Source organism: Citrobacter sp. CK180 (genome assembly GCF_030333655.1).
GTDB lineage: Bacteria > Pseudomonadota > Gammaproteobacteria > Enterobacterales > Enterobacteriaceae > Citrobacter_B > Citrobacter_B koseri.
Genome location: NZ_JAOWFM010000054.1, coordinates 417,972 through 431,666, shown reverse-complemented (window position 1 = coordinate 431,666; position 13,695 = coordinate 417,972). Strand labels below are relative to the sequence as shown.

10 protein-coding genes and 1 tRNA gene are annotated in these 13,695 nt (G+C 51.9%); 7 read left to right on the top strand and 4 right to left on the bottom strand.

Features of this window, described 5'->3' with window-relative positions; translation table 11 throughout:
• Positions 1-18 precede the first annotated feature (18 nt).
• The gene (gene fimW / locus OGV50_RS18790; RefSeq protein WP_200091669.1) at positions 19-612 is read right to left on the bottom strand and encodes a fimbria biosynthesis transcriptional regulator FimW; all 594 of its coding nucleotides are present in this window, start codon (positions 610-612) and stop codon (positions 19-21) included.
• A gap of 257 nt (positions 613-869) precedes the next feature.
• Here fimW and OGV50_RS18785 point away from each other — a divergent pair.
• Positions 870-946: transfer RNA gene (locus tag OGV50_RS18785), tRNA-Arg, on the top strand.
• 57 nt (positions 947-1,003) lie between these two features.
• On the opposite strand, the gene OGV50_RS18780 is transcribed toward OGV50_RS18785, so the two are convergent.
• Together OGV50_RS18780 and cusR are read right to left on the bottom strand one after the other, a co-directional pair.
• The gene (locus OGV50_RS18780; RefSeq protein WP_012133444.1) at positions 1,004-2,455 is read right to left on the bottom strand and encodes a Cu(+)/Ag(+) sensor histidine kinase; all 1,452 of its coding nucleotides are present in this window, start codon (positions 2,453-2,455) and stop codon (positions 1,004-1,006) included.
• A complete protein-coding gene (gene cusR, locus OGV50_RS18775) occupies positions 2,445-3,128 on the bottom strand; it encodes a copper response regulator transcription factor CusR (protein WP_024130574.1) in 684 nt (227 codons plus the stop codon). The genes OGV50_RS18780 and cusR overlap by 11 nt, the downstream gene beginning before the upstream one ends.
• Before the next feature lie 194 nt (positions 3,129-3,322).
• Between cusR and OGV50_RS18770 the strand changes: the two genes are divergently transcribed.
• The 5 genes from OGV50_RS18770 (at position 3,323) to OGV50_RS18750 (ending at position 10,941) form a co-directional block, all read left to right on the top strand.
• On the top strand, positions 3,323-4,705 hold the full coding sequence (locus OGV50_RS18770; RefSeq protein WP_024130572.1) for an efflux transporter outer membrane subunit: 1,383 nt from the start codon (positions 3,323-3,325) through the stop codon (positions 4,703-4,705).
• A 31-nt stretch (positions 4,706-4,736) separates the two neighbouring features.
• Entirely contained in the window at positions 4,737-5,084 is a 348-nt protein-coding gene (cusF, locus tag OGV50_RS18765; protein WP_049011847.1) for a cation efflux system protein CusF, read from the top strand.
• A gap of 98 nt (positions 5,085-5,182) precedes the next feature.
• Complete coding sequence (locus OGV50_RS18760) at positions 5,183-6,460, top strand: efflux RND transporter periplasmic adaptor subunit (RefSeq protein ID WP_200091914.1); 1,278 nt, start codon at positions 5,183-5,185, stop codon at positions 6,458-6,460.
• Positions 6,461-6,471: 11 nt separating this feature from the next.
• A complete protein-coding gene (locus OGV50_RS18755; RefSeq protein ID WP_200073842.1) occupies positions 6,472-9,618 on the top strand; it encodes a CusA/CzcA family heavy metal efflux RND transporter in 3,147 nt (1,048 codons plus the stop codon).
• A 627-nt stretch (positions 9,619-10,245) separates the two neighbouring features.
• On the top strand, positions 10,246-10,941 hold the full coding sequence (locus OGV50_RS18750) for a flagellar brake protein (RefSeq protein ID WP_012133436.1): 696 nt from the start codon (positions 10,246-10,248) through the stop codon (positions 10,939-10,941).
• Positions 10,942-11,005: 64 nt separating this feature from the next.
• Here the strand turns inward: OGV50_RS18750 and OGV50_RS18745 are convergent, their stop codons facing one another.
• The gene (locus tag OGV50_RS18745; protein ID WP_200075492.1) at positions 11,006-12,181 is read right to left on the bottom strand and encodes a coiled-coil domain-containing protein; all 1,176 of its coding nucleotides are present in this window, start codon (positions 12,179-12,181) and stop codon (positions 11,006-11,008) included.
• Positions 12,182-12,588: 407 nt separating this feature from the next.
• On the opposite strand from OGV50_RS18745, the gene OGV50_RS18740 reads away from it, so the two are divergent.
• Positions 12,589-13,674 (top strand): YncE family protein, encoded by a 1,086-nt coding sequence (locus tag OGV50_RS18740; RefSeq protein ID WP_199971344.1) that lies wholly within the window; start codon positions 12,589-12,591, stop codon positions 13,672-13,674.
• Positions 13,675-13,695: the final 21 nt, after the last annotated feature.

Genomic DNA, 13,695 nt, shown 5'->3' with positions numbered 1-13,695 from the left:
GGAAAATTGAGAATATGTCTATTCTTGCAGAAAACCCAGGTTAACTCTGATGTAATTTAAGAACTGCTGTTCATTTTTTACGTGCAGTTTCTTCATGATGCTACGGCGAATTGATTTGGTTTGTTCTTCGTTCAACGAAAGGAGTACGGCAATTTCGCTTAACCGGTGCCCGCGAGCGACCATCTTTAAAAACTGGCGTTCCAGAATGGAGAAATGGCGAGTCGTACAGTAATGGCAAACAGAAGGGGGAACGCTGCGGCGAAGTGCCCGTTTATGCAGGATAAGCACCATCTTTTTGGTTATCTCATCAACATCGTCCTCCCGGTAAATATGCGGCAGCATATAGAGACACGGTCTGAACATAAGTTTGTCTTTATCGTATTCATTACAAATAATGACTCTCTGCTGGTGCCGGGTATGTACCGGTATCTGATAACATCCGGCACTAAACCAGTCTTCATCCAGCGATAAAAATGCGATATCCGCTTTGTCTATATCATCAGCAGGTAGAAATTGAATTTTCTGATGCCACTGATGAGTCAGACGAGTCATGATGATTTTAAGACCGTGTTCGAAATGGCTATTTTGTTCTTTTATGGCGACACTCAGCATAAAAAATATCCTGAACAGCTGGGAAGTGGGGAGGAAATAGTAAGTAAACGCATTAATTTTCTAAATACATTTATCCTTAAAATGCCACTTTATGCAGGCCGAGTTCTTACCAGGTGATTTCCTGGATAGTTGCGTAGCGCCAGAAAAAAAGATATTCGTACACTTCCTCAGCAACCAGAACAAAAGCCATTGACTCAGCAGGCGCTCACCGTATAATTCACGCGTTTCATCCGCATGAAGCCATCGCTTCACACAGTGCGCCCTTAGCTCAGTTGGATAGAGCAACGGCCTTCTAAGCCGTGGGTCGCAGGTTCGAATCCTGCAGGGCGCGCCAGTCTTTATTCTCGCCTTTCTGTCAGACTCCATTTCGCTGCGTCGTTATCACTGCATTTCAATCGCCATGTTTCGGCAATGTCAGAATAAAGCGCGTTGCGCGCAGATCGGACGTTACGGACACGGTTCCCTGATGGGCGATGACGATTGATTTGACAATCGCCAGCCCAATTCCGCTGCCTTCGCCCTTACGCTGTCGGGAAGGGTCAACCCGGTAGAAGCGGTCAAACAGGCGCGGTAAATGTTCTGGCGCAATGGGGGCGCCGGGGTTTTCAACGGTAATCTGTGCCTGTCTGTCCATTTCTTTGAGCCGCACGGTGACGGCTTCGCCTTTCGGGGTGTAGCGCATGGCGTTAGACAGCAAGTTGCTGAGCGCTCTGCGTAACATGATGGGATCGCCGGATACCCAACACGCGCGTCCTTCAAAATGCAAACGCACTTCGCGTTCTTCCGCCCAGGCTTCAAAAAAGTCGAACACCTTGTGGACTTCATCCGCCAGGTCGAGCGCCTTTTTCTCCGGGATGAGCTGGTTATTGTCGGCCTGAGCCAGAAACAGCATGTCGCTTACCATCTTCGACATACGGCCAAACTCTTCGAGGTTGGAGTAGAGTACGTCTTCCAGCTCTTTTTGGCTGCGGGTCTGGCTTAGCGCAATCTCTGTTTGCGTCACCAGATTCGTAATCGGGGTGCGAATTTCATGGGCGATATCCGCAGAGAAATTCGACTGGCGGGTAAAAACATCCTCAATGCGTTCAAGCATATGGTTAAACGAGAGCACCAGCCGCTCCAGCTCAATCGGAACGGCCTGCGGGTCAAGACGCACATCGAGGTCTTTCGACGTAATATTTTGAATCCGGCGGCTGACGCTGCGAATCGGTTCATGGCCTTTGTAGACGGCGAACAGCACAATAAAAATGATCATCATGCTAATCAGCGAAGCCGTCATAATCAGCTTATTTTTCAGATCGTTAATATAGTGCAGATGGAAGTCTATCGATAACGCCATATAGAGCGTGTAGGCCGGTTGCCCGTCCGCGAGTTGCCCGACCGGCAGGCGAATCATGCGCCATGCGGAATGGGTACCGTGCCCGTTAGCGTGCCTCTTGCTTTGTAAGTCCGGGCTGGACAACAAAAAGACATCGCCGTTACGCGCGCTGCTATCCGGCGTGGCTTTGGCGATGAACTGGCGAAGATCAGGTGAACCGGGAGAGTGAAAAATCGCCCGCTGGTTGGCATCTTCCAGCGAAATAATGACGTTCGAGTAACCGGCGGCAACGTTTTTTAGGATTTCCAGCCGACGTGCTTCCGGTTCGTCGGGATGTGTGAGGATTCGCTCCAGCGTCGCGCTGATCTCTTTCAGGTCATTGATATCCTGCTCGGCAAAATGCACTTTTACGGAGTGAATCATGATCCAGGCAAACGCGAAAAAAGAGGCAATGGTGGCGAGGCTGATGAAAAATGTCAGGCGCGTCGCCAGCGAGAAAGGGCGCTGAAAGCGTTTAGTCACCATCCGGTACCTCAAGCACATAGCCCACGCCACGCACGGTCTGGATGAGTTTCGGTTCGAACTCGTTATCGATTTTCGCGCGCAGCCGTTTAACGGCAACGTCAATCGCGTTGGTATCGCTGTCAAAGTTCATATCCCAGACCTGGGAAGCGATCAGCGAGCGGGGCAAGACTTCTCCCTGGTGGCGGACGAAAAACTCCAGTAGCGTAAACTCTTTACTGGTGAGCGTGATGCGCATGCCGTTGCGGGTCACTTTTCTGCTGACCAGATCGAGCGTCAAATCCGCGACCTGAAACTGACTTTCGACCATCACCGCCGCGCCGCGACGCAGCAGCGTTCTGACGCGAGCCAGTAATTCAGCGAAAGCGAACGGTTTAACCAGATAGTCGTCAGCCCCCAACTCCAGACCTTTTACCCGGTGTTCAATGGTGCCCAGCGCGGTAAGAAGAAGGATTGGCATACCTTTGTTGGCGGTGCGCAGCATACGGACAATATCCCAGCCATTCACATCCGGCAGCATGATGTCGAGGATCAGCAGATCGTAATCTCCCGTCATCGCCAGGTGATACCCGTTAAGCCCGTTATCCGCCAGGTCCACCACGAAGCCCGCTTCCGTCAGACCTTTGGTCAGGTATTCACCGGTTTTTTTCTCGTCTTCGACTATCAGAATCTTCATCACGTCTTCCTTCACGTAAAGGTTGGGCGGGTTTTCAATTCTAGAGGAGCAGGATCGGATAGCAATCGGTTATTGGGAAAATGACAACTTTGTCATTTTCCTGTCACGGGCCGAACAGAGTCACTTCGTTAAGGTACAGGGCATAAATTCACATTCACTATATGGTTATCAGTCCCGTTGGGACGAGAAACGCTATGCGCAAATTTAAGCTTCTTACCCTCAGCGTGATGCTTGTTCTGACGGGCTGTTCGCTGGCGCCGGACTATCAGCGGCCCGCGTTGCCGGTGCCGCAACAATTCTCCCTGAGCCAGAATGCGCTGGTTTCTGCGCCTGCGGGGTATCAGGAGACCGGCTGGCGAACCTTTTTTGTTGATGAGCAAGTAAAGTCGCTGATCGGTGAGGCGTTACGCAATAACCGTGACTTGCGCATGGCGACGCTGAAAGTGCAGGAAGCCAGAGCGCAATACCGGGTGACGGATGCCGATCGTTATCCGCAGCTTAATTCCGATGCCAGCGGAAGCTGGGAAGGAAAATTAAAGGGTGACAGCAGCAGTACCCGCGAATATGAAGCCGGGCTGAATCTGAGTTTTGATCTGGACTTTTTTGGCCGGCTGAAAAACATGAGTGAGGCTGACCGACAGAACTATTTTGCCAGCGAAGAAGCGCGCCGGGCAGTGCATATCTTATTAATCTCAAACGTGGCGCAAAGTTATTTTAATCAACGGCTGGCGTACGCGCAGTTGCAAATCGCACAAGAAACGCTGGAAAACTATACACGCTCTTACGCATTTGTAGAAAAGCAGTTGCTGACCGGCAGCACGACCGTTCTGGCGCTGGAACAGGCGCGGGGCGTGATTGAAAGCACCCGCAGCGATATTGCGAAACGACAGGGCGAGCTGGCGCAGGCTAATAATGCGCTGCAATTGCTGTTGGGCACTTATTCTGTGCTGCCGGATGACAGAGCGCGCGATAGCGGAGATATTAAAAACGTGACGCTCCCGCCGTCGCTTTCCTCGCAAATCTTGTTGCAGCGCCCGGATATTATGGAAGCTGAACATACGTTGATGGCGGCGAATGCCAATATTGGCGCGGCGCGCGCGGCCTTTTTTCCCTCCATTACCCTGACCAGCGGGGTGTCCGGCAGCAGCAGCGATCTCTCCCGTTTATTTAATGCCGCGAGCGGGATGTGGAATTTTATCCCGAAAGTGGAACTGCCGATTTTTAACGCCGGACGTAATCAGGCCAACCTCGATCTGGCGGAAATTCGCCAGCAGCAATCGGTTGTGAATTATGAACAGAAGATCCAGACCGCGTTTAAAGAGGTGGCGGATGCGCTGGCTTTGCGCCAGAGCCTGACCGACCAGATAACCGCGCAACAGCGTTATCTGAGCTCGCTGCGTATTACGCTGCAACGCGCCAGAGCGCTCTATCAGCATGGCGCGGTCAGCTATATCGAAGTGCTGGATGCGGAGCGCTCTCTGTTTTCAACCCAGCAAACGTTACTCGATCTGAATTACGCCCGACAGGCTAATGAAATTACGCTGTTCACCGCGCTGGGCGGCGGTTGGGTGGAATAAAAATTTATCGTTATTTTCAGGAGAAAGCATGATGAACAATACAGTAAAAGCGGCGATTTTGGGTCTGTTCTCCGCCGTGGTATTTAACGTTCAGGCGAATGAACACCACCACGGCGAGATGATGAATAACGCATCAGCGGCGCAGCCGGAGCAGGTGATTCATTCAACCGGCGTGGTTAAAGCCATCGACAAAGACACGAAAAAAGTGACTATCGATCATGAACCTATTCCGGCGGTCAACTGGCCTGCGATGACGATGCGCTTTACCCTGACCCCGGAAACCCGTTCCGGTGACATTAAACCCGGCGACAAAGTGGCGTTTACTTTCGTTCAGCAGGGCAATCTCTCTTTATTACGCGATATTCAGGTCAGCCAGTAAAGCGTATTCGCTGTCTCTTTGTTCTTGCCCGGGTTTACAGAAGCGCGGGCATATCTCCCGCGTAACTGATCCAGAAAATGGATCGAATGGAAGTCACTATGGCGTCTTTAAAAATAAAAACTACCGCGCTTATTCTCGGCAGTATGATCGTCGGAGGGATTATCTCGGTCGGCGTTTACGCTTATTTTGCGTCTGCGCATCAGCCTGTCGATATTGCGCCTGCCTCCGAAAAAGAGGCCCGTAAGGTTCTGTTCTGGTATGACCCCATGTATCCGAATACGCGCTTTGATAAGCCCGGTAAATCGCCGTTTATGGATATGGATCTGGTGGCGAAATACGCTGACGAAGAGTCAGACACGACCTCTGCGCCAGGCGTGCGTATCGATCCGGTACAGACGCAGAATTTAGGGTTAAAGACGGAGGCTGTCCGCCGTGGGCCGCTGCGCTACGCGCAAACTTTTCCGGCTAACGTCAGTTTCAATGAATACCAGTTTGTGATTGTGCAGGCGCGTTCCGCTGGCTTTATCGATAAAGTCTGGCCGCTGACGGTGGGGGATAAAATTAAGAAAGGAACGCCGCTGATCGACCTGACCATTCCTGACTGGGTTGAAGCCCAGAGTGAATATTTACTGCTGCGGGAAACGGGCGGTACGGCAACGCAGGTGGAAGGCATTCTTGAACGACTGCGTCTGGCCGGGATGCCGGAAGAGGATATCCGCCGCTTAGTCTCAACCCGTAAAATTCAGACCCGCTTTACCCTGAAAGCGCCTATTGATGGGGTGATCACTGCGTTCGATCTGCGCGCCGGGATGAATATCGCCAAAGATAACGTGGTGGCGAAAATCCAGGGGATGGACCCGGTGTGGATCAGCGCGGCCGTTCCTGAATCCATCGCATGGCTGATTAAAGATGCCTCGCAGTTCGATATTGCCGTGCCCGCGTGGCCGGATAAACGCTTCACCATCAGTAAATGGGCGATTCTGCCAAGCGTGGACGCCACCACTCGAACCCTCCAGTTGCGCTTACAGGTTGATAACCCTGATGAAGCGCTCAAGCCCGGAATGAATGCGTACCTGAAGCTGAAAACGCAAAGCGAACCGATGCTGCTAATCCCGTCTAAAGCATTGATTGATAATGGAACGGAACAGCGAGTGATCGCCGTTGACAACGATGGTCGCTTTGTGCCGAAACAGGTCTCGGTGTTCCATGAGTCACAAGGCGTGACGGCGATTCGCGCCGGGCTTGCCGAAGGTGAAAAAGTGGTCTCCAGCGGACTGTTCCTGATTGACTCCGAAGCCAATATCTCCGGCGCGCTGGATCGTATGCGGGCGCAATCTTCCTCTGCTGCGCCCGATCATGCGGCCCATTCACATTGAGGGAATGACAAATGATTGAATGGATTATCCGCCGCTCCGTAGCGAACCGTTTTCTGGTTGTGATGGGGGCGCTGTTCCTCAGCATCTGGGGAACCTGGACCATCATTAACACGCCGGTTGATGCGCTGCCTGACCTGTCTGACGTGCAGGTGATTGTGAAAACCAGCTATCCGGGACAGGCGCCGCAGATTGTTGAAAATCAGGTGACCTATCCACTGACGACCACCATGCTGTCGGTGCCAGGCGCGAAGACGGTGCGCGGTTTCTCGCAGTTTGGCGATTCTTACGTGTACGTCATTTTTGAAGATGGCACCGATCCCTACTGGGCGCGTTCCCGCGTGCTGGAGTACCTCAATCAGGTGCAGGGGAAACTGCCTGCGGGCGTCAGCGCGGAAATGGGGCCAGACGCCACCGGCGTCGGCTGGATATTTGAATATGCGCTGGTGGATCGCAGCGGTAAACACGATCTGGCGGAACTGCGCTCTTTACAGGACTGGTTTTTAAAGTATGAGCTGAAAACCATTCCGAATGTGGCGGAAGTGGCCTCGGTCGGCGGCGTGGTGAAAGAGTACCAGGTCGTTATCGACCCGATGAAACTCACGCAGTATGGCATCAGCCTTGCGCAGGTGAAGTCGGCTCTGGATATGTCCAACCAGGAGGCGGGGGGCTCCTCCGTCGAATTGTCAGAAGCGGAATACATGGTGCGCGCCAGCGGATATTTGCAGACCCTCGATGACTTCAACAACATTGTGCTGAAATCCGGTGAGAACGGCGTTCCGGTGTACCTTCGCGATGTCGCCCGCGTACAGATTGGCCCGGAAATGCGCCGGGGCATTGCTGAGCTGAACGGCGAAGGCGAAGTAGCGGGCGGGGTGGTGATCCTGCGTTCCGGTAAAAACGCCCGGGACGTTATTTCCGCCGTGAAGACGAAGCTGGAAACGCTGAAAAGCAGCCTGCCGGAAGGCGTTGACGTCGTGACAACCTACGATCGCAGCCAGCTGATTGACCGCGCTATTGATAACCTCAGCTACAAATTGCTCGAAGAGTTTATTGTGGTTGCGCTGGTCTGCGCGCTGTTCCTGTGGCATGTCCGCTCTGCGCTGGTGGCGATCATTTCGTTGCCGCTGGGCCTCTGTATTGCCTTTATCGTGATGCATTTTCAGGGGCTGAACGCCAATATTATGTCGCTCGGCGGGATCGCCATTGCGGTAGGGGCAATGGTAGATGCCGCGATTGTGATGATCGAAAACGCGCATAAACGGCTGGAGGAGTGGGGGCACCAGCATCCCGGCGACCCGCTGGATAACGAAACGCGCTGGAAAGTTATCACGAACGCCTCGGTGGAAGTGGGCCCGGCGCTGTTTATCAGTCTGCTGATTATTACCCTGTCGTTCATCCCGATTTTTACCCTCGAAGGGCAGGAAGGACGCCTGTTCGGCCCGCTGGCATTCACCAAAACCTATGCGATGGCAGGGGCGGCCTTCCTGGCGATCGTGGTGATCCCGATCCTGATGGGCTACTGGATTCGCGGCAAGATCCCGGCAGAGAGCAGTAATCCGCTTAACCGCTTTTTGATCCGCATTTATCACCCGCTGCTGTTGAAAGTGCTGCACTGGCCGAAGACCACGCTGCTGGTGGCGGTACTTTCGATCCTGACGGTCATCTGGCCGCTTAATAAAGTGGGCGGGGAATTCTTACCACAAATTAACGAGGGCGATCTGCTGTATATGCCTTCCACGCTACCGGGGATTTCGGCGGCGCAGGCGGCGGATATGCTGCAAAAAACCGATAAGCTGATCATGACGGTGCCGGAAGTGGCGCGCGTGTTCGGCAAAACCGGCAAGGCGGAAACGGCCACCGACTCTGCGCCGCTGGAGATGGTGGAAACGACTATCCAACTGAAACCGCAGGATCAGTGGCGACCGGGAATGACGATGGACAAAATCATCGAAGAACTGGATAAAACGGTGCGCTTACCGGGGCTGGCGAATCTGTGGGTGCCGCCAATCCGTAACCGAATCGACATGTTGTCTACCGGGATAAAAAGTCCGATTGGCATTAAAGTGTCCGGCACCGTGCTGGCTGATATTGATGCCACGGCGGAGCAGATCGAAGAGGTTGCCAGAACCGTACCGGGCGTTGCGTCGGCGCTGGCGGAACGGCTGGAAGGAGGCCGTTACCTCAATATCGACATTCATCGTGAAAAAGCCGCCCGTTACGGGATGACCGTCGGTGATGTACAACTGTTTATTACCTCCGCAGTCGGTGGGGCGATGGTAAGCGAAACCGTGGAGGGGATTGCGCGTTATCCCATTAATCTGCGCTACCCGCAACGCTATCGCGACAGCCCGGAAACCTTACGTCAACTGCCGATTCTGACGCCAATGCAGCAGCAAATTACCCTGGCGGATGTGGCGGACGTGAAGATCGCGCCAGGACCGTCGATGTTGAAAACCGAAAATGCCCGACCTGCAAGCTGGATCTATATTGATGCGCGCGATCGTGACATGGTGTCGGTAGTTAACGATCTGAAAAAAGCGATCGCGGAAAAGGTGCAGTTGAAACCGGGAACCAGCGTGGCGTTTTCCGGGCAGTTTGAGCTGCTTGAACGCGCCAGCCATAAGCTGAAGCTGATGGTGCCGATGACGCTGATGATTATTTTCGTTCTGCTGTATCTGGCGTTTCGTCGGGTGGGAGAAGCGCTGCTGATCATTACCAGCGTTCCTTTCGCCCTGGTCGGCGGGATCTGGTTCCTGTACTGGATGGGCTTTCATTTGTCCGTTGCCACCGGAACAGGATTCATCGCGCTGGCAGGCGTCGCCGCAGAGTTTGGCGTGGTCATGCTGATGTACCTGCGTCATGCGATTGAAGCGGAGCCGTCTCTGGATAATCCACAAACCTTTACGGCAGAGAAACTTGATGAGGCGCTGTACCACGGTGCGGTTCTCCGCGTGCGGCCAAAGGCCATGACCGTGGCGGTGATTATCGCCGGTCTGTTACCTATTTTATGGGGAACCGGGGCGGGTTCAGAAGTGATGAGCCGTATTGCCGCGCCGATGATTGGCGGTATGATCACCGCGCCGCTGCTGTCGCTATTTATCATTCCGGCGGCGTATAAACTGATGTGGTTGCGCACGCATCAACATAAGCGCTCATAACGTTATACCTGCTGCGCCAGTCGTCCGGCCCGTGGAGTACGCTTCATGGGCCGGATGAGATGCCATAGCGTATTGAACGGTGAATTATGTTTATCTTTTAAAATCAAGTTATTACTGTTGCGTGGCGAATATTTTGTCTTTATCGCCGCAAAGAAAGTAAGCCTTAACAGGTTAATTTATTTTAAGTGTTTCTGCTCAGGTTCATTATTATTTTTTCCCTCCTGACGTTACATTTTTGCTCTCCAGATCTTCTTCAATATTAAAGACGATGCCGCAGTGTAAATTCCACGCATAATGAAAAAATCCGACAGTCTACTCCTTTAGTTTATATTGCAATCCCTCTTTTTTTATTTCAGAATCGCGGCGCGAGCAGCGATGTTATTCCAAATTGTTATAATTTTGAGTTAAATTTGTATTGTGTAGCACATAAGTTACGCTAACTTTAATCATTTATGAATGTTTTTATGTATCAATAAAACAGCAAAAATAGTTAAAAACTTAATTTCTCACGAATTATTTGATCTGGAATCCATTATGGTAATCAAAAGCCAGGGATGGGGGACGATTTTGCGTTTTTCACATAAACGAGAATGAGATGTATCTCGAATAAAAAATAAGGACTTGCTGATGAGTTTTGGATTGATGAAGGATAACAAGTTTGAAATTATCGCTGTTTTCCGTGAAGAGCTACTAAAGAAGACTAAACTAGAGCTTAAATATGCCAACACTAGTGTGGTCACGCAGCTGGAAAAAGTTGATTTTGAACATTTTGTTATCCCTCACCATAAGGATATTGTCACCAAAAAGATCCAAACGTTTATTCTCCATAGTGAAAATGGAATTATAAAATTTAACGCCAGAATTGATCAGGAAATGTCAGACGGCATGGAGAATGCGCTGGCGTATTTCATTCCCGAGATGGTCTTTCTTATACAACGACGCCAGCATCAGCGCTTCTCCTTCCTGAAGGGACACAGTTTCAACTGCTTTGGACGATATAAAAATGGAGAGAATTATTCTTTCAAAATTAAAAATATGTCCAGGGGTGGATGCGCATTAATTGCGCAGGATGCGAATACGCGTTTTCTCTATAAAGATGCCGTCATAAAAGGCGCGTCTCTGGATTTTGAACAATTCGGCTATTTGCAACTCGACTTAAAAGTGGTGGATGTGGTGATGGTCAATGAATTTGATGCAGAGAATCAGCTGTATTCCTGTTATCAGGTCTCCTGTCGTTTTGATTTTAAAAATTCGCGTGAAGAAGCAGAGATCGAAAGAATCATCATTAGTTTTTTAATGGGCAATAAAGTTCGACGGCTATAAAGGGTAAAGGGTGGTCATGATGATGTTGTGAGCAAAGGTATCCCTGCCTCCCTGACGCTCCGCCTTACCCGGCGAGGATCTCTTGTTCCGCATGTTTTACCTGAACTTCCAGCGTATCGCGAATTTCCGCTAATGCGCGCTCCTGCTCGGCAAAGTACGCTTCTTTGTCGGTTACGGATGTGGCAAGACGCCAGGCGTTCTCCGTTTCCAGCTCGCTTATCTCTTTGAGCAGGGCGTTAATTTGCGTTCTGAGTTGCTCTATCTTACTGCGCAGATGGGCAAGATTGTTCAGCCTGTCGCTCGCCAGCATCGGCTCCAGACCGCTTTGCAACTGGGTAAGTAGCGAACGGATCGTGGCCAGGTCGGCATTCTGCCTGGCCTGGTTAAGTTGAACCATCATCTGGTGCGCTTTTTCTTTCAGCTCATCGGCGACCACGTCCGGGTGGCAGAGTCGGCTGGCCTGGCGCCACAGGCGTTTAAGCTCATTACGTTCATCAGCAGAGAGGCGCTGATCGCGCGCATAGCGGTACTGCGCATCCTGATGCTGCTCCTGATATTCCTCATATTCGTGATCGGCCTCTTCACGCGCCTGTCGGGTTGCGCTGTCATCCTGACGTGAGAAATCATTCTCCAGCTCGCGAATTTCCGCCAGCAGGGAGGTGATAAGTTCCGTCTGCTGCTGAATACGCTCTCTGGTTTCCACCGCTTCCCGGGAGGTTGAGCTAAGGCTTACCCAGTGCTGTTTAAGCTTCACTAACTGATCGATAGCCTGAGAAATATACTGCTGGCAGGACTGATAGTCCTTTTCACGTCGTCTGAGTTCGGCCTCTTGCCTACGCTGCGCGCTGGCGGCCAGCTGTTTGCGCAGCTCCAGAATACGGCCCATGAGCGGGCCAAGGCGCAAGTGATACAAATCGTTGAAGTCGTCGAGGATCTGGATGCGGGCATTGCGTTTGTCGATCAGCTCGCGTAGCTGCGTTTCGAGCGCCTTCAGTTCCAGCTTGCTGGCGGCGATGCCGGGGTCCTGCCACGTCGAGACGGCGCGCTGGGACTGTAACCAGGCGGCAATTTCACGCATCGCGTCGCCGAAACGTCGCTCCTCGATCGCCAGGGCAATGGTGCCGATGGCCGCATCCAGAGAGGCGTCTTTCAGGTGCGCAAGTTGCTGATGGATGATCTCCTCATCCTCAAGTTCGATGGCGCTTTTGACGATCTCTAACCGTTTAATGATTTTATTCATGACAGCCGATGCCCGACGTGACTCAAAAACGAGTGACAGATAGTAGATCCGACTCACGCGTTTGAAAATATAGAAAAAAAATTAAAACATATTCTGTGGTGTGTGAAGCCTTTTCGTCCAGAACAATTCACGAAAATTATACGATGTGCCCAGGTATGTCTATCTGACTTGTACTTCAAACCACCGTTTTGAAATTTCGTCTTTCGGGTGAATTATTCTTGCTTCGCTAAAGAGAATAAGTATAGTTCTCATTCTCTTTATTATTTAATGGCCTGGCGGCGAATGCGCTTACGGTTCGTAAGACTTTCCCTCTCTACACGGATGGTTCATCACGTCACTGCCGCGTGCAAAGGACGTTATCAGGCTTTTTTCACATGGTTCACATTACCCAGGTAAGGATTTCCAAAATGAAAAAGACAACATCCGCGTTGGCCCTGCTGATTGCCGTTGCATTAAGTGGTTGTGCGGCCACTTCCGGTTCTTCAACCCCCGTTGCGCCGCAGGCAACGCCGACTGCGCCAGCCGTTGCGACCGATGTTCAGAAACGTGATTTAGCCGATGGATTGTATGAAATGGCGTTAAGCCCGTCAGGCGATGCGCTTTACGTTGCCAGCGCCGAAGGTTTTAAAGATGTGCAGGGCGGGGTGGTCTACAAACTGGACCCGAAGACGCTGAAAACCATTGGCGCCAGCCACACTGACCTGAAAAACTTCGGTATGGCGATTTCGCCGGACGGTAAAACCGTCTATGTCACCAATTCGCTGGATGGCGGCGTGAGCGCGCTGAATACCGCCGACGGCAAAGTGAAAAACCGTGTGCTCTTCCCGGAACGTAACCCGGAAGGATTCCCGTACGGCGCGCGTCAGGTTCTGCTGCATAACGGCCTGCTGTATATCGGCGCCGTTGCCGATCCGGCGGTGATCTGGGTCGTCGATGCCGACACCCTGAAGCTGAAAACCCGCATCAAAAATACCGGTAAATGGATGACCGGTCTGCACTACTCTGACAGCACGCAGCGTATCTATGCCGCGAATGGCGGCGGTGAAATTCTGGTTATCAATCCTCGCACGCAGCGCGTAGAAAAACGCTGGAAACCGCTGGGTGATAAACCGGCGCTGCTGCTGAATATGGCGGAAGATACGCAAACCAGTCGCCTGTTTGTTACCGACAACTCCAAAGCGAAAACCACGCTGGTGCTGGATATCCATACGGGCAAACTCATCAAACAGCTGGATGTGGGCGATTCCTTATCGGTGAAATTCAACCCGAAACGCAATGAACTTTATATTTCTCAGCGTGAGTCCGGGAAGTTGCTCAGCCTCAACGCGACGGATTACAGCGTGAAGAAATCCTGGGATCTGCCGCCGAATCCAAACAGCCTGCTGCTGTCCGCCGATGGTCAGACGCTGTATGTCACGGTGAAACAGAAATTCAATAAAGATCACTCGACTGATGCGCCAGACAGCGTGGTGCGTATTGATCTGAACAAATAATAAATAGCGTTGCCTCGGGGC